30 protein-coding genes are annotated in these 21,125 nt (G+C 65.3%); 1 reads left to right on the top strand and 29 read right to left on the bottom strand.

Annotated features, from left to right (window positions below; translation table 11 throughout):
• Window positions 1–60 precede the first annotated feature (60 nt).
• From tatB to ACSVDO_RS03390, 29 genes are all read right to left on the bottom strand, one after another.
• Window positions 61–549 carry a Sec-independent protein translocase protein TatB gene (gene tatB / locus ACSVDO_RS03530; RefSeq protein ID WP_332534466.1) on the bottom strand — a complete coding sequence of 163 codons (489 nt, stop codon included), beginning with the start codon at window positions 547–549 and terminating at the stop codon, window positions 61–63.
• A gap of 20 nt (window positions 550–569) precedes the next feature.
• Window positions 570–818, bottom strand: coding sequence for a Sec-independent protein translocase subunit TatA (gene tatA, locus ACSVDO_RS03525; RefSeq protein ID WP_332534468.1), 249 nt, complete (start codon window positions 816–818; stop codon window positions 570–572).
• Between the two features lie 84 nt (window positions 819–902).
• Entirely contained in the window at window positions 903–1,259 is a 357-nt protein-coding gene (locus tag ACSVDO_RS03520) for a histidine triad nucleotide-binding protein (protein WP_332534470.1), read from the bottom strand.
• A 19-nt stretch (window positions 1,260–1,278) separates the two neighbouring features.
• Window positions 1,279–1,671 (bottom strand): DUF4870 family protein, encoded by a 393-nt coding sequence (locus tag ACSVDO_RS03515; protein WP_332534472.1) that lies wholly within the window; start codon window positions 1,669–1,671, stop codon window positions 1,279–1,281.
• A 22-nt stretch (window positions 1,672–1,693) separates the two neighbouring features.
• The gene (locus ACSVDO_RS03510) at window positions 1,694–2,065 is read right to left on the bottom strand and encodes a phosphoribosyl-ATP diphosphatase (protein WP_332683423.1); all 372 of its coding nucleotides are present in this window, start codon (window positions 2,063–2,065) and stop codon (window positions 1,694–1,696) included.
• A gap of 6 nt (window positions 2,066–2,071) precedes the next feature.
• Window positions 2,072–2,461: a phosphoribosyl-AMP cyclohydrolase gene (gene hisI, locus ACSVDO_RS03505; RefSeq protein ID WP_332534475.1), complete on the bottom strand. Its 390-nt coding sequence runs from the start codon at window positions 2,459–2,461 to the stop codon at window positions 2,072–2,074.
• 5 nt (window positions 2,462–2,466) lie between these two features.
• Window positions 2,467–3,267 (bottom strand): imidazole glycerol phosphate synthase subunit HisF, encoded by an 801-nt coding sequence (gene hisF, locus ACSVDO_RS03500; RefSeq protein WP_332534477.1) that lies wholly within the window; start codon window positions 3,265–3,267, stop codon window positions 2,467–2,469.
• Window positions 3,268–3,304: 37 nt separating this feature from the next.
• Entirely contained in the window at window positions 3,305–4,219 is a 915-nt protein-coding gene (locus tag ACSVDO_RS03495) for a D-hexose-6-phosphate mutarotase (protein ID WP_489594913.1), read from the bottom strand.
• Window positions 4,200–4,943 (bottom strand): 1-(5-phosphoribosyl)-5-[(5-phosphoribosylamino)methylideneamino]imidazole-4-carboxamide isomerase, encoded by a 744-nt coding sequence (gene hisA / locus ACSVDO_RS03490; RefSeq protein WP_332534480.1) that lies wholly within the window; start codon window positions 4,941–4,943, stop codon window positions 4,200–4,202. The genes ACSVDO_RS03495 and hisA overlap by 20 nt, the downstream gene beginning before the upstream one ends.
• 48 nt (window positions 4,944–4,991) lie before the next feature.
• Window positions 4,992–5,660 carry an imidazole glycerol phosphate synthase subunit HisH gene (gene hisH / locus ACSVDO_RS03485; RefSeq protein ID WP_332534482.1) on the bottom strand — a complete coding sequence of 223 codons (669 nt, stop codon included), beginning with the start codon at window positions 5,658–5,660 and terminating at the stop codon, window positions 4,992–4,994.
• 51 nt (window positions 5,661–5,711) lie between these two features.
• Entirely contained in the window at window positions 5,712–6,338 is a 627-nt protein-coding gene (hisB, locus tag ACSVDO_RS03480) for an imidazoleglycerol-phosphate dehydratase HisB (RefSeq protein WP_332534484.1), read from the bottom strand.
• A complete protein-coding gene (locus ACSVDO_RS03475; RefSeq protein ID WP_489594912.1) occupies window positions 6,335–7,447 on the bottom strand; it encodes a pyridoxal phosphate-dependent aminotransferase in 1,113 nt (370 codons plus the stop codon). The genes hisB and ACSVDO_RS03475 overlap by 4 nt, the downstream gene beginning before the upstream one ends.
• A gap of 4 nt (window positions 7,448–7,451) precedes the next feature.
• Window positions 7,452–7,925 carry a PIN domain-containing protein gene (locus tag ACSVDO_RS03470; RefSeq protein WP_489594910.1) on the bottom strand — a complete coding sequence of 158 codons (474 nt, stop codon included), beginning with the start codon at window positions 7,923–7,925 and terminating at the stop codon, window positions 7,452–7,454.
• Window positions 7,922–8,164, bottom strand: a complete 243-nt coding sequence (locus ACSVDO_RS03465) for a DUF6364 family protein (RefSeq protein WP_489594908.1) — start codon at window positions 8,162–8,164, stop codon at window positions 7,922–7,924. The genes ACSVDO_RS03470 and ACSVDO_RS03465 overlap by 4 nt, the downstream gene beginning before the upstream one ends.
• Window positions 8,165–8,302: 138 nt before the next feature.
• Entirely contained in the window at window positions 8,303–9,616 is a 1,314-nt protein-coding gene (gene hisD, locus ACSVDO_RS03460) for a histidinol dehydrogenase (RefSeq protein WP_332683414.1), read from the bottom strand.
• 28 nt (window positions 9,617–9,644) lie between these two features.
• On the bottom strand, window positions 9,645–10,289 hold the full coding sequence (gene hisG, locus ACSVDO_RS03455; RefSeq protein ID WP_489594906.1) for an ATP phosphoribosyltransferase: 645 nt from the start codon (window positions 10,287–10,289) through the stop codon (window positions 9,645–9,647).
• The gene (murA, locus tag ACSVDO_RS03450) at window positions 10,289–11,551 is read right to left on the bottom strand and encodes a UDP-N-acetylglucosamine 1-carboxyvinyltransferase (RefSeq protein ID WP_332534494.1); all 1,263 of its coding nucleotides are present in this window, start codon (window positions 11,549–11,551) and stop codon (window positions 10,289–10,291) included. The genes hisG and murA overlap by 1 nt, the downstream gene beginning before the upstream one ends.
• A 67-nt stretch (window positions 11,552–11,618) precedes the next feature.
• Window positions 11,619–11,858, bottom strand: a complete 240-nt coding sequence (locus ACSVDO_RS03445; protein WP_332534495.1) for a BolA family protein — start codon at window positions 11,856–11,858, stop codon at window positions 11,619–11,621.
• A gap of 96 nt (window positions 11,859–11,954) precedes the next feature.
• Window positions 11,955–12,710, bottom strand: coding sequence for an ABC transporter permease (locus ACSVDO_RS03440; RefSeq protein ID WP_332534497.1), 756 nt, complete (start codon window positions 12,708–12,710; stop codon window positions 11,955–11,957).
• The gene (locus ACSVDO_RS03435) at window positions 12,707–13,639 is read right to left on the bottom strand and encodes an ABC transporter ATP-binding protein (protein ID WP_332534499.1); all 933 of its coding nucleotides are present in this window, start codon (window positions 13,637–13,639) and stop codon (window positions 12,707–12,709) included. The genes ACSVDO_RS03440 and ACSVDO_RS03435 overlap by 4 nt, the downstream gene beginning before the upstream one ends.
• An 83-nt stretch (window positions 13,640–13,722) precedes the next feature.
• On the bottom strand, window positions 13,723–14,022 hold the full coding sequence (locus tag ACSVDO_RS03430; protein WP_489594904.1) for an STAS domain-containing protein: 300 nt from the start codon (window positions 14,020–14,022) through the stop codon (window positions 13,723–13,725).
• 11 nt (window positions 14,023–14,033) lie between these two features.
• A complete protein-coding gene (locus tag ACSVDO_RS03425; protein WP_332534503.1) occupies window positions 14,034–14,651 on the bottom strand; it encodes an MlaC/ttg2D family ABC transporter substrate-binding protein in 618 nt (205 codons plus the stop codon).
• 117 nt (window positions 14,652–14,768) lie between these two features.
• Window positions 14,769–15,593 carry an MlaA family lipoprotein gene (locus ACSVDO_RS03420; protein WP_489594901.1) on the bottom strand — a complete coding sequence of 275 codons (825 nt, stop codon included), beginning with the start codon at window positions 15,591–15,593 and terminating at the stop codon, window positions 14,769–14,771.
• Window positions 15,590–16,078 carry an outer membrane lipid asymmetry maintenance protein MlaD gene (gene mlaD, locus ACSVDO_RS03415; RefSeq protein ID WP_332534505.1) on the bottom strand — a complete coding sequence of 163 codons (489 nt, stop codon included), beginning with the start codon at window positions 16,076–16,078 and terminating at the stop codon, window positions 15,590–15,592. Before mlaD ends, ACSVDO_RS03420 begins: the two co-directional genes overlap by 4 nt.
• 31 nt (window positions 16,079–16,109) lie before the next feature.
• The gene (gene mlaE / locus ACSVDO_RS03410; RefSeq protein WP_332534506.1) at window positions 16,110–16,892 is read right to left on the bottom strand and encodes a lipid asymmetry maintenance ABC transporter permease subunit MlaE; all 783 of its coding nucleotides are present in this window, start codon (window positions 16,890–16,892) and stop codon (window positions 16,110–16,112) included.
• Window positions 16,889–17,701, bottom strand: a complete 813-nt coding sequence (locus tag ACSVDO_RS03405; RefSeq protein ID WP_489594899.1) for an ABC transporter ATP-binding protein — start codon at window positions 17,699–17,701, stop codon at window positions 16,889–16,891. The genes mlaE and ACSVDO_RS03405 overlap by 4 nt, the downstream gene beginning before the upstream one ends.
• A gap of 137 nt (window positions 17,702–17,838) precedes the next feature.
• A complete protein-coding gene (locus ACSVDO_RS03400) occupies window positions 17,839–18,645 on the bottom strand; it encodes an amino acid ABC transporter ATP-binding protein (protein WP_332534510.1) in 807 nt (268 codons plus the stop codon).
• A complete protein-coding gene (locus tag ACSVDO_RS03395) occupies window positions 18,626–19,279 on the bottom strand; it encodes an amino acid ABC transporter permease (RefSeq protein ID WP_213302368.1) in 654 nt (217 codons plus the stop codon). The genes ACSVDO_RS03400 and ACSVDO_RS03395 overlap by 20 nt, the downstream gene beginning before the upstream one ends.
• An 81-nt stretch (window positions 19,280–19,360) precedes the next feature.
• On the bottom strand, window positions 19,361–20,161 hold the full coding sequence (locus ACSVDO_RS03390) for an amino acid ABC transporter substrate-binding protein (RefSeq protein ID WP_332534512.1): 801 nt from the start codon (window positions 20,159–20,161) through the stop codon (window positions 19,361–19,363).
• A gap of 181 nt (window positions 20,162–20,342) precedes the next feature.
• On the opposite strand from ACSVDO_RS03390, the gene ACSVDO_RS03385 reads away from it, so the two are divergent.
• Window positions 20,343–20,753 (top strand): DUF3293 domain-containing protein, encoded by a 411-nt coding sequence (locus ACSVDO_RS03385; protein ID WP_489594897.1) that lies wholly within the window; start codon window positions 20,343–20,345, stop codon window positions 20,751–20,753.
• Window positions 20,754–21,125 lie beyond the last annotated feature (372 nt).

The following is a 21,125-nucleotide window of genomic DNA, read 5'->3' as shown; positions in this document are numbered from 1 at the left end:
ACGCCCGCAGCGCGGTGCCTGCGCTGCGAGACCGCCCAGCCCTGTCGCCCGGCGAAGCGCCTAGCGGAACTTCTGCGGACGAAAGCGCGCCACGCGGGCAGCGCCTGATTGTGCCTTGCTGCGCACACCTGCGCGCGCCTTGTACCACTGGGGCACGGCAGTGCGCTTGATGCGCCAGTTCTTGCGCGGCTTGGCATAGGCTGGCACCACGTTGCGGCCGGCGTCTTCATAGGAAGACGTATAGCTGCTGGACGCGTTGTCGAGTCCGTCGCCGGTGCTGGCGTTCCAGTCCTTCTCGAAGTCGCTGGCACTGGTATGAATGGTCTGCTCGACATCGCGCGCAGCCCCTTCCACCGTTTCCTTCATCTTCTTGAGCTCGTCGAGCTCCATCGAGCGGTTGACCTCGGCTTTTACATCGGCGACATAGCGCTGGGCCTTGCCCAGCAAGGTCCCCACGGTTCGCGCCACGCGCGGCAGCTTTTCCGGCCCGATGACAATCAATGCCACCGCGCCGATCAGCGCCATCTTGGACAGGCCAATATCAATCATGGAAGCAGCGCCTGGGCGCTTCAGCTCTTCTGCTTGGCTTCGACGTCGATCGTGGTCTTGTCAGCCGCGGTCTGGTTCAGGACCTGGCCGGGAGCGGGCGTAGCGCCAGGCGCTGCTGCTGCATCCGTGCCGCCGTCCTTGACGCCGTCCTTGAAACCCTTGACCGCGCCGCCGAGATCGGAGCCCAGGTTCTTGAGTTTCTTGGTGCCGAACACCATGACGACGATGAGCAGCACGATCAGCCAGTGCCAGATGGAAAAGGAACCCATGAGTATCTCCTAACGAATTCAGAACATTTTAGACGGGCGCGCGTGAAGCGTTGATGAATCGCCCTTTTTGTCACACAGACGGCATCAGCCCTTCAACCACGGGCGGGGGCCGCCCATGACATGCATATGAAGGTGGTGGATTTCCTGGCCGCCTTCGGTGCCGGTGTTGATCACCACGCGAAAGCCGCCTTCGGGATAGGGATTGCAGCCCTGTTCCTGGGCCAGCCGCGGGGCGAGCGTGAGCATGTGGCCCAGCAGGCCCGCATCCTCGGGCTGCACCTGGGCCATCGACGCGATGTGCTTTTTCGGCAGCATCAGGAAGTGGATGGGAGCGCCTGGATGGATGTCATGGAAGGCAAAGACCTGATCGTCCTCGTACACCTTGCGCGAGGGAATCTGGCCGGCAATGATCTTGCAGAAAAGGCAGTCGGGGTCGTGCATGTCAATCAGATCCGGTTCATCAAGCTTCGATAGCCTGGTTCCTGTTCATCGCCACCATGCCGCGCACGATGCGATAGAGGAACCAGATGGAAATCACCACCCAGGCGATCCAGCCGGGGAACACCAGCAGCAGCCACAGCGGTGCGGTGACGAGGTACAGCACCCCGGCCCAGATCACGCTGCGAATGCGCCAGGAAAAATGGCTGGCCTGCCAGGTGCCTACGGCATCGCTGCGCTTGACCAGGTCGATGATCAGGGCGATGACCAGCAGCACGATGCTGGGCTGGGCGCTGGGCAGGACCGCGGCCACGGCCACGATCAGGTGCAGCACATAGCTGACCCAGCCCCAGGCCTTGAGACCCTCCATCTGCTGGGGGTCCACGGCTCGGACTTCTATGATGTCATCACGCATGCAAATCTCCTTACGGGGTAGGCTACTGGGCCGGGCGCGCGGCCTTTTCCGCCAGGCCGCTCGTGCCTTCACGGCGCTCGAGCTCGGCGACCACCTGGTCGGGTGTCAGGCCATAGTGCGACAGCGCAATCATCGTATGAAACCAGAGATCGGCGACCTCGTACAGCAGCTTGGCTTTGTCGCCGCCATGGTCGGCGTCCTTGGCGGCGAGCACCACCTCGGTGGCTTCCTCGCCAATCTTCTTGAGGAAAGCGTCGGGCCCCTTGTGCAGCAGCCGTGCCACATAGCTTTTCTCGGGGTCGCCGCCATTGGCCACCTTGCGGCTTTCTATCACCGCGGCCAGTCGCGCCAGCGCGCCTTCGCTAGACGCCGAAAAATTGTCAGAAGCTGTCATGAACATTCACCGATAAATGGATTCAGGGTCCTTGAGCACCGGATCCACGGGGGTCCAGACGCCGTCCTTGAGCACGCTGTAGAAACAGCTGTGGCGGCCCGTGTGGCAGGCAATGCCGGGCTCGTGGCCTTGCTGGGTGATCTTCAGCAGCACCACGTCGTTGTCGCAGTCGAGGCGCATTTCATGCACCAGCTGCACATGGCCCGACTCCTCGCCCTTGAACCACAGGCGGTTGCGCGAGCGGCTGAAATACACCGCGCGGCCCAGCTCCGCGGTCTTGGCCAACGCCTCGCGGTTCATCCACGCAAACATCAGCACATCGCCCGTGGCGCGCTCCTGCGCAATGACGGGCACCAGCCCCTGCGCGTCCCATTTCACTTGATCGAGCCAGTTCATATTGCTTAAATCCGTACCGGAATGCCGCGTTCGGCCATGCGCTGCTTGGCCTGGCCCACGGTGTATTCGCCATAGTGGAAGATGCTGGCCGCGAGCACGGCGTCGGCGCCGCCCTGCTGCACGCCATCGGCGAGGTGATCGAGATTGCCCACGCCGCCCGAAGCGATCACGGGCACGCTGACGGCATCGCTCACGGCGCGCGTGAGCGCCAGGTCGAAGCCCGACTTCGTGCCGTCGCGGTCCATGCTGGTCAGCAGGATTTCGCCCGCGCCGCGGCGTGCCATTTCGCTGGCCCACTGCACGGCGTCCAGGCCGGTGTTCTTGCGCCCGCCATGGCTGTAGACATCCCAGCCCGGCCCCACGGGCAGGCCGTTGGCGCCCACGCGCTGCGCGTCTTCGGGCGTGCGGCGCTTGGCGTCGATCGCCACGACGATGCACTGCGCGCCGTATTTCTGCGATGCCGCGTTGATGACGTCGGGATTGGCCAGCGCCGCCGAGTTGAAGCTGGTCTTGTCCGCACCCGCGTTGAGCAGCCGGCGCACATCTTCGACGGTGCGCACGCCACCGCCCACGGTGAGCGGAATGAACACCTGGCTGGCGACGGCTTCGATGATGGGCAGTATCAGGTCGCGGCCATCGCTGGTCGCGGTGATGTCGAGAAAAGTCAGTTCGTCCGCACCCTGGCCGTTGTAGCGGGCGGCGATTTCCACCGGATCGCCGGCGTCGCGCAGCTCGACGAAATTGACACCCTTGACGACACGGCCTCCGGTCACGTCAAGGCAGGGAATGATGCGTTTGGCAAGCATGGCGCTGGGATCTCTGGAAAAGGGACGGGTGAAAAGATTAGCACGCGGACGCAATACCATGGGCGCCGCCCGGCGCGGCCTGCGGCCGCTCCAGCCTCTGCGCGGCCTGCCAATGCGCTTGCGGCGCCAGCACCACGGGCGCATCGATGGCCGCAGCCTCCACACACAGCATATGGGCATGGCCGTTGGCCGGCATGTCGGCCAGGCGCGCGCACAGCGCGGCGCCGGGATTCCAGACCACGGTATCGGCCCAGCCCGCGTCCTGCGTGATGCGCAGCCGCGGCGCGCCGCCCGCGTGCAAGGCCATGGCCTGCGCGGGCCGCGGATACACGCGGTCGAGTTCGGGGCCGAAGCGCACTTCGCCCTCCTGCAAGGGATGGGTGTCGGCCACGGCATCCCAGTAGCGCAGGCCTTGCAGGCCCGACAGCGTGGTCGCGGCCACGTCATCGACGCGCAGATAGGTATGCAGCGCGGCCGTGAAGGCCAGCGGGGCGTCGCCCGGATTGTGTACCGTCAGCGCCACGGTCAGCGCCGCGGGCTGCAGCCAGACGCTCAGTTCGGCCGCGAACGCCTGCGGCCATACGGCGCGCGTCGCGGCGCTGTCGGCCAGGCGCAGCACGAGCCGCAGGCCGTCGCCGTCAATGCGCGCAGCGTCGGCCTGGGCCTGCCAGGCCAGCGTGCGCGCAAAGCCATGCTTGACCAGCGGGCCGCGCTGATTGAATTGGGGAAAGCACACGGGAATGCCGCCGCGTATGGGCGTATGGCCATCATGGGCGGCATGCGGGCTCAGGAACAGCTGCTCCTGCCCGCCGGTCACCCAGGAGAGCACCTGGGCGCCCTGGAGCGCGACCAGCGCGCTGTCACCGCCGGGCAGCGTCAGGCAGATGGCCGGCAGGCCCTGCCAGTCGGCGGCGCAGGCGGCGAAGCCCGATTCAAGCACCGGCGAGTTCATCGGCGCGCGCCTGAGCGGCCGCGAAGTCGAGGTTGCCCGAATAGATGGCACGGCCGCAGATCACGCCCTGCACGCCTTCTTTCTCCACGGCGCACAGCTGCTCGATGTCGCTCATGCCGGCCAGGCCGCCCGAAGCGATCACGGGAATCGTCAGCGATTGCGCGAGCTTGACCGTGGCATCGATGTTGATGCCCGACAGCATGCCGTCACGGCCGATGTCGGTATAGATGATGGACTCGACGCCCCAGTCCTCGAAGCGCTTGCCCACGCTCATCACGTCCTGGCCCGTGAGCTTGCTCCAGCCGTCGATGGCCACCTTGCCGTCCTTGGCGTCCAGGCCCACGATGATGTGGCCGGCGAACGCCGTGCAGGCGTCCTGCAGGAAGCCGGGGTTCTTCACCGCGGCCGTGCCGATGATCACGTAGCGCATGCCGGCGTCGATGTAGCGCTCGATGGTGTCGAGGTCGCGAATGCCACCGCCGAGCTGCACCGGAATCTCGTTGCCGACTTCCGCAAGAATGGACTTGATCGCCGCATTGTTCTTGGGCGCACCCGCGAACGCACCATTGAGATCGACCAGATGCAGGCGGCGCGCGCCCGCATCGACCCACTTGCGGGCCATGGCCCCGGGGTCTTCACCGAAAGTGGTGGATTGGTCCATGTCGCCCTGCTTGAGGCGAACGCAGTGGCCGTCCTTGAGGTCAATGGCGGGAATGAGCAGCATGATGATTGGAGAGGAAAGATTGCCGGCAGGGCCGGCGGGGAACAGGAATCAGGGTTTCCAGTGCAGAAAATTGCGAAACAGGGCCAGGCCCTGGTCGGCGCTTTTCTCGGGATGGAACTGGGTGGCGAAAATATTGTCGCGCGCAATGGCCGCGGCAAAGCGACCGCCGTAGTCGGCCTCGCCCGCGCAATGCGCGGCCGAAAGCGGCTGCGCGTAGAAGCTGTGGACGAAATAGAAGAAGCTGTCGTCGGGCACGCCTTGCCAGATGGGGTGGGCCTGGCCGCCATGCACAGTCTGGTGCACGCGGTTCCAGCCCATCTGCGGCACCTTGAAGCGGCTGCCATCGGGCTGGGTACGGCCTTCGAGCTGGAACTTGCGCACTTCGCCGGGAATCAGCGCCAGGCCGGGCGTATCGCCCTCCTCGCTGTGGTCCAGCAGCATTTGCATGCCGACGCAGACGCCAAACAGCGGCTTGCTGCGTGCGGCTTCTAGCACCGGCTCGCGCAGGCCCGAATCCGTGAGTTCGCGCATGCAGTCGGGAATCGCGCCCTGGCCGGGCAGCACCACGCGGTCGGCGGCGCGCACCACGTCGGGATCGGCGGTCACCACGACCTGCCAGCCCGTGCCCTTTGCTGCCTCCTTGACGGCCTGCGAGACCGAACGCAGATTGCCCATGCCATAGTCGACCACGGCGACGGTATTTGCTTGCATATTCATAGCTGTCGGATCGAGATTGGAGCGCGCATCAGCGCGCCGTCATCCCCATTGTCACAGAGAGCCCTTGGTCGAGGGAATGGTGGTGGCCGCACGCGGGTCAATTTCCAGCGCGGCGCGCAGCGCGCGCGCGAACGCCTTGAACACCGACTCGCACTGGTGGTGGGCGTTGAAGCCCTTGAGATTGTCGATGTGCACGGTGACGCCTGCATGGTTCACGAAGCCCTGGAAGAACTCGTAGACCAGCTGCGTGTCGAGCTGACCAATGCGTCCGGCGGTGAACTTCACGTCCATGTGCAGGCCCGGGCGACCCGAGAAGTCGATCACCACGCGCGACAGCGCCTCATCGAGCGGCACATAGGCGTGGCCATAGCGGCGCAGGCCCTTCTTGTCGCCGACGGCGCGCGCAAAGGCCTGGCCCAGCGTGATGCCTATGTCTTCGACCGTATGGTGGCCATCGATGTGCAGGTCGCCTTCGCACTGCACGTCCATGTCGATCAGGCCGTGGCGCGCGATCTGCTCGAGCATGTGGTCGAGAAAACCGATGCCGCTGCTGAGCTGGTTCTGGCCCGTGCCATCAAGGTTGATGCGCACGGTGATGCGGGTTTCGGCCGTGTTGCGGCTGACTTCCGCGGTGCGCGGCGCGCTGGCGGAGGAGGGAATGAGGGCGGAGGAGGTCATATCGAAGCTTCCAATGCGGCAAGCATAAGGGCATTGTCGGCCGTGCTGCCCACGGTCAGACGCAAACATTGATCGAGCAAGGGGTGCATGGCCGAAACATTCTTCACCAGCACGCCGCGCGCCTTCATGCGCGCATGGGCGCCGGCGGCGTCGGCCACGCGTATCAGCACCATGTTGGCTTCGCTGTCCCAGACCTTGTGCACGCCGGGCATGGCGCGCAGCGCGCTCAGAAGTTCGCCGCGCGCTGCGCACAGTTCGGCGGCCTGGGCCGCGAACACCTCGGTGTGCTCAAGCGCGAACAGCGCGGCTTCGGCGTTGAGCACGCTCACGTTGTAGGGCGGGCGCACCTTGTCGATCTCGCCGACCAGGGCCGCGGGGCCGATCAGATAGCCCAGGCGCACACCGGCCAGGCCGAACTTGCTGAGCGTGCGCATCAGCAGCACATGCGCATTGCGCTCGGGCTCGGCGTGCATGCGCGTGATCCAGCTGCGGCTGGCGAACGGCTGGTAGGCTTCGTCCATGACCACCAGGCCGCCCTGGGCGCCGGCGGCGTCGATCACGCGCTGCACCACGGCTTCGTCCCAGAGCGTGGCCGTGGGATTGTTGGGGTAGGCCAGATAGGTGATTGCCGGACGATGCTCGGCAATCGCCGCGACCATCGCGGCCTCGTCGAGCGCGAAATCGGCGTCCAGCGAGACGTTGACGAAGTCCAGGCCCTGCAGCTGCGCGCTCATCGGGTACATCACGAAGCCCGGCATGGGCGCGAGCAGCTTGGCGCGCTCGCCCGCCTGGGCGCAGGCCAGGGCCAGCAGCGAAATGATCTCGTCCGAGCCGTTGCCCAGCAGGATGGCCGAGCCCGCGGGCGCGCCCGCGTAGTCCATCAGCGCCTGCTTGAGGTCCTCGAGCCGCTCGCCGGGATAACGGTTCAGCGGCAAGGCGCCCAGGCGCGCGCCCAGCGCGGCCTGCAATCCGGACGGCAGGCCGAACGGATTTTCCATCGCGTCCATCTTGAGCATGCCGGTCGCGGGCTGCACCACATAGGCGTGCATGGCGCGAACGTCGGCACGGATGCGCTCCAGCGCGCGCGAAAGATTCTGCGGTTGTGTCATGACTTCAGTCCTCTGCCCCGGCGCCAGCCAACTCCACGACGGGCTGCTGGACGGGATGAATGATCTCTACGCCGCCATACTGCGCGCCGTGCGGCAGCTGCAGCGACAGCAGCGTCTCGCAGCCGCTGTGCTGGGCCGCGGCCAGCGCCAGGCAATCGCCCCAGGCGAGCTGGTGGCGGGCCTCGACGGCCCAGGCGGTCTCGAACGTCGCGGCATCGATCTGCCACGGCGTCCAGGTTTGATAGCGGCGCATGGCCGCGCGCGCATCGCCCTGGGGCATGGGCGGCTGGCGTGCGCCGGTCACGGTTTCGTAGAACTCGGCCAGCACCTGCGCGCTCACGCGGCCCAGGCGCTCGCGCCACAGGCGGTCCAGCCAGGCCAGCACGGCGGCCTGCGCGGGATCGGCAATGTTCTCGGCGCACACCAGCACCGAGGTGTCGACAAACACCGGCTGGCGCAGCGGATTGGGCCGGCTCATGCGGCGTCTCCGGTGCGCGCAAAGCACACGCTGCGCGCCGCGGGGCTGGCCTCGCCCGCCTCCCAGGTGCGTTCGTCGGTGCGCCAGGCCAGGTAGGCGCGCTCGTAGGCGTCTTCGCGGCGCTGCATTTCGGCCAGGAAGTCGCCGACCATGCGCGACACGCTGGTGCCACGCCGGGCCGCTTCCACGCGTGCCCATTCAAGCACGTTGTCGTCCACGGTGATGGTCACGTTCTTCATGGCTGCAAGTTTACACGAACTTCGTGTGACACGAAATTCGTGTCTCACGGTTTTCGTGCATTTTTGCCGTGCAATAAAAAAGCCACGGCTTGCTGCAAGACCGTGGCTTGGCTGCCTTGCGGCAGGATCCGGGAAAAATCAGTCTTTCAAGCGCATTTCGGCGGCGCGCGCATGGCCTTGCAGGCCTTCGCCATGCGCCAGCACCGAGGCAATGCGCCCCAGCGTCTGCGCGCCGGCTTCGCTGACTTCGATCAGGCTGGAGCGCTTCTGGAAGTCGTAGACCCCCAGCGGCGAGGAAAAGCGCGCCGTGCCGCTGGTGGGCAGCACGTGGTTGGGGCCGGCGCAGTAGTCGCCCAGCGATTCGCTGGTGTAGGCACCCAGGAAGATCGCGCCCGCGTGGCGCAGCAGCGGCTCCCAGCGGTGCGGGTCCTGGCTGGAGACTTCCAGATGCTCGGGCGCGATGCGGTTGCTGATCGCGCAGGCTTCTTCCATGTCGCGCGTGAGAATCAGCGCGCCGCGGTCGTTGAGGCTCTTGGCAATGATGGCCGCGCGCGGCATCTCGGGCAGCAGGCGGTCGATCTCGCGCTGCACGGCGTCGAGGTAGTCGGCGTCTGGGCTCAGCAGAATGCTTTGCGCCAGCTCGTCATGCTCGGCCTGGCTGAACAGATCCATGGCCACCCATTCGGCGGGCGTGCTGCCGTCGGCCAGCACCAGGATTTCCGAAGGGCCGGCAATCATGTCTATGCCCACGGTGCCGAACACGCGCTTCTTGGCGCTGGCCACATAGGCATTGCCCGGGCCGGTGATCTTGTCGACCTTGGGCACGGTCTGCGTGCCGTAGGCCAGCGCGCCCACGGCCTGGGCGCCGCCTATGGTGAACGCGCGGTGCACGCCGGCCACGTGGGCCGCGGCCAGCACCAGCGCGTTCTTCGCGCCCTGGGGCGTGGGAACGACCATGATGATTTCGCCGACACCGGCCACATGCGCCGGAATCGCGTTCATCAGCACGCTCGACGGGTAAGCCGCCTTGCCGCCGGGCACATAGATGCCCACGCGGTCCAGCGGCGTGACCTTCTGGCCCAGCAGCGTGCCGTCCTCGTCGCGGTAGCTCCAGCTTTCGCCGCTGGCCTTCTTCTGCGCCTCGTGATAGCGGCGCACGCGCTCGGCGGCCGACTGCAGCGCTTGGCGCTGCTCGTCGGGCAGGCCGTCAAACGCGGCCTTGAGTTCCTCGGCCGTGAGTTCCAGCGCCGCCATGTCGGTGGCTGCAAGACCGTCAAAGCGCTGCGTGTACTCGAGCACCGCGGCGTCGCCGCGCTGCTGCACGTCGGCCAGGATGTCGGCCACGCGCTGCTCGATGGCCGCATCGGTGTCGGCCGACCAATGCAGGCGGGCCTGGAAGGCGGTTTCAAAATCGGCGCTGTCGGTGCGCAGGCGAAGAGGCGTGGCTTTCATTTTTTCCGGCTTCAATGAGGGCGTGGGTTCAGGCCTGGGCCTGCGTGGCGCGCGCGAACACGTCGATCAGGCGGCGCATGGGCGCCTGCTTGAGCTTGAGTGCCGCCTGGTTGACGACCAGATGCGAGCTGATGTCCATGATGCGCTCGACTTCGACCAGATGGTTGGCCTTGAGCGTATTGCCCGTGGAGACCAGATCGACAATGGCGTCGGCCAGGCCCGTGAGCGGCGCGAGTTCCATGCTGCCGTAGAGCTTGATCATGTCGACGTGCACGCCCTTGCTGGCGAAGAAGTTGCGCGCGATCTCGGTGTACTTGGTCGCGACCTTGAGGCGCGAGCCCTGCTTCACGGCCAGCGCATAGTCGAAATCGGCGCGCACGGCGACGCTCACGCGGCACTGCGCGATGCGCAGGTCCAGCGGCTGATAAAGGCCCTGGGCGCCATGCTCGATCAGCGTGTCCTTGCCGGTCACGCCCAGGTCGGCGCCGCCATATTGCACATAGGTCGGCACATCGGTGGCGCGCACCAGCACCACGCGCAGGTCGGGCTGGTTGGTGGTCAAAATCAGCTTGCGCGATTTTTCGGGATCTTCCAGCACTTCGATGCCGGCGGCCGCCAGCAGCGGCAGGGTTTCTTCAAAGATCCGGCCTTTGGACAGGGCAAGGGTAATCATCAGACTCTTTCAATATCGGCGCCGATCGCGCGCAGCTTGGCTTCCATGCAGTCGTAGCCACGGTCGAGGTGGTAGATGCGGTCGACCACGGTCTCGCCCGTGGCGACCAGGCCGGCGATCACCAGGCTGGCCGAAGCGCGCAGGTCGGTGGCCATCACGGTCGCGCCCGACAGGCGTTCCACGCCTTCGACCAGCGCCACCTTGCCGTCGATCTGGATCTTCGCGCCCAGGCGCACCAGTTCGTTGACATGCATGAAGCGGTTCTCGAAAATCGTTTCGGTGACCGACACCGCACCGTTGGAAATGACGTTCAGCGCCATGAACTGGGCCTGCATGTCGGTCGGGAAACCCGGGTATTCGGTGGTGCGGAAGCTCTGGCCCTTGAGACGGCCTTGCGACTGCACGCGCAACCCGCCTTCGACTTCCTCGATGTGCACGCCCGCGTCGCGCAGCTTGTCGAGCACGGCGCCGAGGTGGTCCACGCGCGCATGGCGCAGCAGCACATCGCCGCCCGTGGCGGCAACGGCGCACAGGAAGGTACCGGCTTCGATGCGGTCGGCGACCACCTGGTGATCGCAGCCGTGCAGGCGCTCCACACCCTGGATGGTGATGCGGCTGGTGCCATGGCCCTGGATGCGCGCACCCATCTTGATCAGCATTTCGGCCAGATCGACGATTTCGGGCTCCATTGCCGCGTTTTCCAGCACGGTTTCGCCTTCGGCCAGCGACGCGGCCATCAGGAAGTTCTCGGTGCCGGTCACGGTCACCATGTCGGTCGTGATGCGCGTGCCCTGCAGGCGCGTGCGGCCCGCGGGCAGCTTGGCGATCATGTAGCCATGCTCGACCACGATCTGCGCGCCCATGGCCTGCAGGCCCTTGATGTGCTGCTCCACGGGGCGCGAGCCGATCGCGCAGCCGCCGGGCAGCGACACCGTGGCTTCGCCGAAGCGCGCCAGCAGCGGGCCCAGCGCGAGCACCGAGGCGCGCATGGTCTTGACCAGCTCGTACGGGGCTTCGGGTGTCGACAGGCGGCTGGCGTCTATGCGCACCGAGCCGTCGGACGCATGCTCGGCCTCGACGCCCATGTTGCGGATCAGCTTGAGCATGGTCGACACGTCCTGCAGACGCGGCACATTGCGCAGCACCACCGGCTCGTCGGTGAGCAGCGCGGCGCACAGATCGGGCAAGGCGGCGTTCTTTGCGCCGGAAATCGAGACTTCACCGTGCAGCGGATGACCGCCGCGAATCAGGAGTTTGTCCATGGCTGGTAGGCCTAAATAAAAGTTAAAACGGCCTTGAACGCAGGCGCGAAGGCGTTGTTCGCAGGCCTCAGGCCTTGTTGGCCCACTCGGCGGGGCTGAAAGTCTTCATGGACAGTGCATGGACCTCATTGGTCTGGATGCGGTCGCCCAGCGTGCCGTAGACCAGGCGCTGGCGCTGCAGCGGACGCTGGCCTTCGAAGGCGGTGCTGACGATGGTCGCGTACCAGTGACTTCCGTCACCTTCGACTTCCAGGATTTCGCAGGCCAGGCCTGCGCTGATGATGGCTTTGAGTTGGTCGGCAGTCATGTCAGATCTCGCGCAGCGCCGCTGTCGCGGCCTGCGAAGCCTCGGCCACAGAGGCCGGGGCAAGGGGGCAAACAAAAAGAGTCATCGCGAAGCGACTCAATGGCGAATCTTGTAACCGGTGCGCAGCAGATGCACGGCCAGCGCGCTCACGGCAAGCCAGGCACCGCCGACGATGGCCAGGCTGACCCAGGGCGATACATCGCTCTGGCCAAAGAAGCCGTAGCGGAAGCCGTCGATCATGTAGAAGAACGGGTTCAGGTGGCTTACTGTCTGCCAAAACGGCGGCAGCGACTGTATCGAATAGAACACGCCCGACAGGAAGGTCATGGGCATGATCAGGAAATTCTGGAACGCGGCCATCTGGTCGAACTTGTCGGCCCACAACCCGGCAATCACGCCCAGCGTGCCCAGCAGCGCGGCGCCCAGCACCACGAACACCAGGATCCAGACCGGCGCGGCGAATTCGGGCACGGCGAAGAACAGCGTGACGATGAACACGCCCAGACCGACCAGCAGCCCGCGCAGCACCGACGAGCCCACATAGGCCGTGAACCAGGCCCAGTGCGACAGCGGCGTCAGCAGGATGAACACCATCGAGCCCATGATCTTGCTCTGCACGATGCTCGAGGAACTGTTGGCGAACGCGTTCTGCAGCACGCTCATCATCACCAGGCCGGGAATCAGGAACGCGGTGTAGCTGATGCGGTCATAGACCAGCACCCGGCCTTCGAGCACATGGCCGAACACCAGCAGGTACAGCACGGCCGTGAGCACGGGCGCGGCCACGGTCTGGAAACTGACTTTCCAGAAACGCAGCACTTCCTTGTAGAACAGGGTCTGCCAGCCTCTCATGCGACGCTCCCGGTCTGCGCCGTGGCCTTGGCTTCGCCCATGACGTTGAGGAATACATCTTCCAGATCGGCGCGGCGGATTTCCATGTCTTCGATCACCACGCCGGCTTCACGCAGCGCGGACAGGTAGCGTTCGATGTCGCCCGCGTCATGCGCGGGCATCTGCACGATGCGCCCGGTGACGCGCGCCGCGGCGCGCAGGTGTTCGGGCAGGAGGCTGTTGGTCTTGAACTGCAGCACATTGGCCGAGGCCGATTTGAGCAGGTCGGACATGCTCGACAGCTTGACGACTTCGCCCTGCTTGAGCATGGCCACGCGGCTGCACAGCGCTTCGGCCTCTTCGAGGTAATGGGTGGTGAGCAGCACGGTATGGCCCTGCTTGTTGAGCTTGGCGATGAAGTGCCACAGGGTCTGGCGCAACTCGACGTCGACGCCGGCCGTCGGTTCGTCGAGCACGATGATGGGCGGCTTGTGCACCAGCGCCTGCGCGACCAGCACGCGGCGCTTCATGCCGCCCGAGAGCTGGCGCATGTTGGCATCGGCCTTGTCGGTCAGGCCCAGGCTGTGCAGCAGCTCGTCTATCCAGGCATCGTTGTGCTTGACGCCGAAGTAGCCCGACTGGAAGCGCAGCGCCTCGCGCACATTGAAGAACGGATCGAACACCAGTTCCTGCGGCACGATGCCCAGCTTGCGGCGCGCCTGGGCGTAATCGGCCTGGACATCGCTGCCCTGGACCAGCACATGGCCGCTGTCGGCGCGCGCCAGGCCAGCCAGAATGCTGATCAAGGTGGTCTTGCCCGCCCCGTTGGGCCCGAGCAGGCCGAAGAACTCGCCCTCCTCGATGTCCAGGCTGACGTCATTGAGGGCCCGGAACACGCCCTTGGGCGTGCGGTAGGTCTTGGAGATGGATTGGAATGAGACAGCGGGCATGGGAACTTGGCATTTTAAGCCCGACCCCGCATTGTTCGCTGCCGGTGCGCCGAAAGCCGCGTGCGCCGACGGTGCTGCGCGCCTTAAGCGGCCGGCAGCGCGCCGTCGGGCACCAGCAGCGCCTGCACGCCATAGAGCCTGGCCATGGACTGCAAGCCCGCGGGCAGGCCCGCGACCGCCAGCGATTTACCGGCCGCAAGCGCCGCGCGCCGGCATTCCAGCAACACCGCCAGCGCCGACGAGTCGAAGCTCACCAGCGCCGACGCATCGACGTCCAGACGGACTTCGGATGCGGCGGCTATCTGCGCAGACAGCGTCTGCGCGCAGGCCCGCGCCTGCGCGTGCGTCAGTTCGGCGGGCAGTTGCAGGCGTGCGGCCTCCATTGCGCTGCGCCTCAGGCCTTGTTGCGCGAAGCCAGCGCCTGGATCAGGCCGTCGATGCCGCGCGCATTGATTTCCTGGGCAAACTGGCTGCGATAGGTTTCGACCAGCCACACGCCCAGCACGTTCAGGTTGTAGATCTTCCAGGCGCCGTCGTCCTTTTGCTCCAGCCGGTAGTCGAGCTGAATGGGATCGCCCTTGCCGCGCACTTCGGTGCGCACCAGCACATCCTTGTCGCCGGCTGCGGCGCGCATGGGCTTGACCACCACGGTCTGGTCATTGACCTGGGCCAGCGCGCCCGAATAGGTGCGGATCAGCAAGGCCTTGAACTCGGCCTGCAGCCGCTGCTTCTGTTCGGGCGTGGCTTCGCGCCACTTGGGGCCCACCGCCGCGGAAGTCATGCGCTGGAAGTTCACATGCGGCATCACCACCTTGTCGACCAGTGCGCTGACGCGCGCCACATCGCCGGACTTGAGCGTCTTGTCATTGCGTATCGTGTCCAGCACATCGGCCGACACGCGCTTGACCAGCGCGTCGGGAGTTTCTTCGGCGGCCTGCGCCGCCATCGGCAGGGCCGCCGACAAAGCCAGCCAGGCGGCAGCGGTGGTGGCCCAGATACGTCGATTCATCATCGTATTTTCCTTTTTGAAGCGCAGGCCTTGCAGACCTCGTCGCTTCCAATTGTGCTTGAGCGCGCCGTGTGGATGATGACGCGCATGTCAAGGGATGCAAGCAGATGCAAGCAGCCCTTATTCTTCGGGCGGCAGCATGCCGGCATCGTCGTCGCTGCTGAAATCATCGGCGTCAAGCCCGTCACCCGGGGCACGCTGACCCCGCAGCTGCAGGTAGACATCGCGCGTCAGGCTGTACTTGTCGAGCGCCACGGCATCGAGCATGTCGCCCGCCTGCAGCAGGCGCGCGCGCTTGTCGACCAGACCCAGCACCGCCATGCTGTTGCGCACCGGCACGTCATGGGTATATCCAAGAAGGTTGCCCTTGACGTCGACAGGCATGGCCGCGGTGTCACGTACCGTCGACGGCCCCAGCAGCGGCAGCACTACGTAAGGGCCGGTGGGCACGCCCCAGCGGCCCAGCGTCAGGCCGAAGTCCTGGGGACGGCGCGGCAGCCCCATTTCACTGGCCACGTCGAACAGCCCGCCGATACCGAACACCGTGTTGACGCTGAAGCGCACGATGCTGTAATAGGCGCCTTCGCCCTTGGCCTGGGCCAGGTTGTTGACGAACGACCAGGCATCGCCGAGGTTGGAGAAGAAATTGCCGACACCGTCACGCGCGACTGCGGGCGTGACATCGCGGTACAGGGTGGCCACGGGCTTGAGCACCGCGTCGTCGAGCGCAGTGTTGAAGCTGTAGATGCTGCGGTTGAACGACTCGAACGGGTCGGCAGGATTGGACGCCGTGGTGGGCGTCGCGCTGTCACCCGCGGCCCGGGGGTCGGCCGTGGTGGCGCAACCGGTGAGCGCGAGCGCCAGCATCAGTGCGGCGCCACACAGGCCACGCTGAGCCAGGAGAATTGGTTTGCGGGGCGCACCCGCCAAGTTGGTTGTGGTCATTGTTTTTCCGGTGCAGGAGCGCTGGAGCCACCATCTTCCGCCTTGTTGTAAAGGAACTGTCCAATGAGGTTTTCCAGCACCACGGCCGACTGGGTGGCGATGATGCGGTCGCCGGGAGCGAGCACGGCTTCATCCGCTCCGGCCTCTATGCCTATATATTGATCGCCCAGCAGTCCGCTGGTCAGGATCTTGAGAGAGCTGTCCTTGGGAAAGCTGTATTGCTTTTCCAGCGCCAGGTTGACGCTGGCCTGGAAGGTCTTGTCGTCGAACGTGATCGACTGCACGCGGCCCACGACCACGCCGGCGCTGCGCACCGCGGCCTTGGGCTTGAGCCCGCCGATGTTGTCGAAACGCGCGCTCACGGAATAGGTCTGCTGAAAGCTCAGGCTCAGCAGATTGGCCGACTGCAAGGCCAGGAACACCAGGGCCGCTGCGCCAAGCAGCACAAACAGGCCCACCCACACGTCACTTTTGGATTGCTGCATGAATCTTCCTCTCACCCACCTGGTGGGAGCATCAAATACTGAACATCGTCGCGGTGAGCAGGAAGTCCAGCCCCAAGATGGCCAGCGAGGCCATCACCACGGTGCGCGTTGTCGCGCGGGAAACACCTTCGGGCGTAGGCTTGGCCAGATAACCCTGCAGCAGCGCCACGAAGGTCACGGCCACGCCGAACACCAGACTCTTGAGAACGCCGTTGCCCAGATCGGCCCACCAGTCGACGCCCTGCTGCATCTGGCCCCAGAATGCGCCGCCGTCCACGCCAATCATCAGCACGCCGACAATCCAGCCGCCGATCACACCCACGGCGCTGAACACCGCGGCAAGCAAGGGCAGCACGATCACGCCGGCCCAGAAACGCGGCGCGAGAATGCGGCGCACCGGGTCCACGGCCATCATCTCCATCGCGCTGAGCTGCTCGCCGGCCTTCATCAAGCCGATCTCCGCCGTCAGCGCCGTGCCCGCGCGCCCCGCGAACAGCAGCGCCGTGATCACGGGGCCGAGCTCGCGCACCAGCGACAGCGCGACCAGCAGGCCCAGCGCTTCGGCCGAACCATAGCGCTGCAGCGTGTAATAGCCCTGCAGGCCCAGCACGAAGCCGACGAACAGGCCCGACACGCCGATGATGGCCAGAGAGTAGTTGCCGAGAAAATGGATCTGGTCGCCCATCAGCCGCGGCCGGCGCAGCGTCGCGCCCAGCAGGCCTATGAGACGCAGCAGCAGGCGCGTGGCCTGGCCGATGGCGGTGCATTGTTCGCGCGCGGCGCGGCCTATGCGCGCCGGGTGAAAGCGGTTCATGCGCGACCTCCCGGACCGAAGTCCTGGGCCGCATCGGGGCCTGGGTAATGAAATGGCACGGGACCCGTGGCGCGCGCATGCACGAACTGGTCGACCAGCGGGTCGGTGCTGGCCATGACTTCGGCAGGCGTGCCCTGGGCCGCGACACAGGCCGGGCCGAGAATGATCACATGGTCGGCGACCTGGAAGGTCTCGAACACATCGTGCGAGACCAGCACCGTGGTCAGGCCCATCGCGTCATTGAGCTCGCGTATCAGGTGCGCGGCCGTGCCCAGCGCAATCGGGTCCAGGCCGGCGAAAGGCTCGTCATACATGATCAGTTCGGGGTCCAGCGCGATCGCGCGCGCCAGCGCCACGCGCCGCGCCATGCCGCCCGAAATCTCGCTGGGCATGAGGCCGCGCGCGCCGCGCAGGCCCACGGCATTGAGCTTCATCAGCACGATGTCGCGCACCAGCGCTTCAGGCAGGTCGGTGTGCTCGCGCAGCGCGAAGGCCACGTTGTCGAACACGCTCATGTCGGTGAACAGCGCGCCGAACTGGAACAGCATGCCCATGCGCCGGCGCGCGGCATAGAGCTGCGCCTGGTCCATGGCGCCGACATCCTGGCCGTCGAACAGCACCTGGCCCTGCTGGGCACGCTGCTGGCCGCCGATCAGGCGCAGCACCGTGGTCTTGCCGCCGCCCGATGCCCCCATCAGCGCCGTGACCTTGCCGCGCGGTATCTGCAGACTGAGGTCGCGCAGGATCACCCGCTCACCATAACCAAACGTTACGTTGCGCAGTTCGACCAGTGGCGCGGGTGCTGTCATGGACCGACGGTTCCTACAGGAAAAAACAAGAATTCATCACGTACGTGATGTTAAACGATTACATACATCCATGTATGTTTGCTGACACTAACCTTCCGGAAACAGCCCCCGTTTTAGGGGCTGCAGCGGCAATTGGGTTAAAGCATATTGTGCAGAAATGCCTGCGTGCGTGCGTGTTTTGGCTGCGCAAAGAATTCCGCGGCCGGCCCCGATTCGATCAGTTCGCCGCGGTCCATGAACGCCACGCGGTGCGCGACTTCGCGCGCAAAGCCCATTTCATGGGTGACCACGAGCATGGTCATGCTCTCCTGGGCCAGCTCGCGCATGGTGCGCAGCACTTCGCCCGTGAGTTCGGGGTCCAGCGCCGACGTCGGTTCGTCGAACAGCAGGATGTCGGGCTCCATGGCCAGCGCGCGCGCGATCGCCACGCGCTGCTTCTGCCCGCCCGACAGGCGCGCGGGGTAGCTGTTGCGCTTTTCCAACAGGCCGACCTTCTGCAGCAGCGCTTCGGCGCGCGGCACGATCTGGCCGCGCGCCATTCCCTTGACGACCATCGGCGCCTCGATCACGTTCTCCAGCACCGTGAGGTGGGGAAACAGATTGAACGACTGGAACACCATGCCCATCTTGCGGCCGATGTGGCGGATCTGCGCGTCGGGCACATAGCTGCAGACGCCCGCGGCGCTGGTTTCAGCCAGCAGCTCGCCTTCGATATGGATGTGACCGCTGTCTATGGTCTCGAGGTGGTTGAGGCAGCGCAGGAACGTGCTCTTGCCCGAGCCCGACGGACCGATGACCGCCACGACCTCGCCGCGCAGCAGGTCGAGCGACACATTGCGCAGCACGGGCAGGCCGTTGAAGCCCTTGCAGATGTCGCGCGCGCTGATCATCACGTCGCTGCCTGCCGCCGACGCGGCCGTCTTCTCAAGCGTCGTATTTGGCATAGCGTTTCTCCAGGTACTGGAAGCCCCAGGTCAGCACCAGGGTCATGACAAGATAAAAGCACGCGGCCACGATGAACGGCGTGGTCGTGAAGTCGCGCTGCACGATGCCGCGCGCGGCGCGCAGCAGGTCGTTGAGCGCGAGCACGTAGATCAGCGAAGTGTCTTTGACCAGCGTGATGGTCTCGTTGCTCATGGGCGGCAGGATGCGCGGCCATATCTGCGGCAGCACGATGCGGCGCATGGTCTGGCCATAGGTCAGGCCCAGCACTTTTGCACCCTCGTACTGGCCACGGTCTATCGACTGTATGCCCGCACGGAAGATTTCCGCGAAGTAGGCAGCGTAATTGAGCGAGAAGGCGACAACAGCAGCGGGAAAGTCGTCAAAGCGGACACCGATCACGGGCACGAACGGCAGCGCGAAGTAGATGAACAGCATCTGCAGCATCAGCGGCGTGCCGCGCATCAGCCAGATATAGCCGTTGACCAGCCGCGCCAGCGCGCGGAAGCGCGAGACGCGCGCCAGCGCCAGCGCCAGCCCCAGCGGCACCGCCAGGACCAGCGTCACCACGAACAGCTTCAGTGTGACCAGCGCCCCCTGGGACAGGGGCCCCAGGAGGGAGAGAACGTATTCCATGCAATTGCCTTGTGGTCCAGAAACGCAAAACACCGGCAGGCCTATGAGGGCGCAGCCGGTGCCTGGCGCTGGACTGTCTGCTTACTTGATGATGTCCTTGCCGAACCACTTGGTGGCAATTTCTGCGGCCTTGCCGTCCTTCTTCATTTCAGCCATGGAGGCTTCGAGCTTGGTCAGCAGTTCCGTGTCTTCCTTGCGCAGGCCCACGCCATATTCCTCGACACCGAAGTTCTCGTCGAGCACGCGGTACTCTTCGGCCTTCTTGGCGACGTGGAAGCGGCCAACGACTTCATCGACCACCACGGCATCGAGACGGCCTGCGGACAGGTCCATCAGCGCGGTGATGTTGTCGCCGAAAGTCTTCAATTCCTTGAAGCTCTTGGCCACGGCTTCGTCCTTCTTGATCGCGTCGACGGCCGAGCTGCCGTCCTGCGCGCCCACGACCTTGCCCGCCAGATCGGCCTTGGTCTTGATGCCGCCGTTGGCCAGCACCACGATGATCTGGTGGTTTTCCATGTAGGGCGTGGAGAACGCGATCTTTTCCTTGCGCTGCTCGGTGATGGTCAGGCCGTTCCACAGCATGTCCACGCGCTTGCCCGCGAGTTCGGCTTCCTTGGCGCTCCAGTCGATGGGCTTGAACTGCATGTCCAGGCCCATGCGCTTGCCGGCTTCGCGGGCGAGGTCGATGTCGAAACCGACCAGTTCGTTCTTCTCGTCACGGAAGCCCATGGGCGGGAAGTTGTCGTCCAGGCCGACCACCACCTTGGTCACGGCAGCCGCAGGCGCAGGCGCCACATCGGTGGCAGGCTTGGGCTCATTCTTGCCACAGGCAGCCAAAATGGCGCTCAGGGCCAGCATCGCGACGAGATTACGTTTTTTCATGGCGGTAAAAATGAGGAAACACGGCAAAAGCAGTGTGCGAGAGGCGCGCGCTGCGCCTGCCGACATGCAAGGGAGGCAGCTATTGTCGCCCAGACCTGCTCAAAACGCATAAGGGCGCGTCAAACCTCCCCTGGTTTCACTTGTGTTTTCCACCACTATGCCACCATCTGAACGTATCTTCATGGATCCCGCAACGATACGGGCCTATCGCGAGACCGATTACATCGTCCACGCCGGGCCGGACTTCGTGCTGCGCATCGACCAGCCCTGTGCTGCGCTGGCCACGTACTACACGCGCCGTCATATCGCCGCGGGCTGCGTGATCACGGCCTGGAATCCCTTTAGCCAGTCTTTGCCCCATGCCGAGAATCAGGCGCGCCAGGCCCGGCTGGAGCAGGAGTTGCAACAGGCCGGCTGGCATTGGCTGCCTGCCGTGGGCCGGCATCCTACCAATGGCTGGCCGCCTGAACCCGGCTGCCTTGTCGAAGGAATGAGCGAACAAGCGGCAAGCGAATGGGGCCGGACCTACGAACAGAACGCCGTGGTCTGGTGCGGAGCGGACGCCATCCCACGCCTGCGACTGCTTCGCTAAATAACGGCACATGACGTAAGCATCACAAAGAAGCTATCCCGCCCCCCGCCCTTCTGGCTGCGCCTGGCGCGCGCAGGGCCCGGGCTGGCCGGAGTGCCGAAGGACACGGAGGCTTCGTCATCTGACTCGCCGCGGTTGTCCGAGCGCAGCGCCGCAGGCGCGTAGCGAGTTCCGCGGCGCAGCCCGGGACCGAGCACGACAGGTTGCCCGGAGCGCAGCGCAGGGTCGCAGACAGCAGGGCTCGCCTTTCTTTTGGGTACTTTTCTTTGGCGAAGCAAAGAAAAGTACCTCGGCTGCCGGGCCGAGACCCGGCTCCTGCCCGCAGAAAAAGCATGCTGTGAAAGCGAAAAAGGCACCCCCTAACGGAAGCGC

Source organism: Comamonas sp. DB36 (assembly GCF_057914905.1).
The sequence above is the reverse complement of the archived record's forward strand: the minus strand, read 5'-3'. Positions and strand labels throughout refer to the sequence as shown.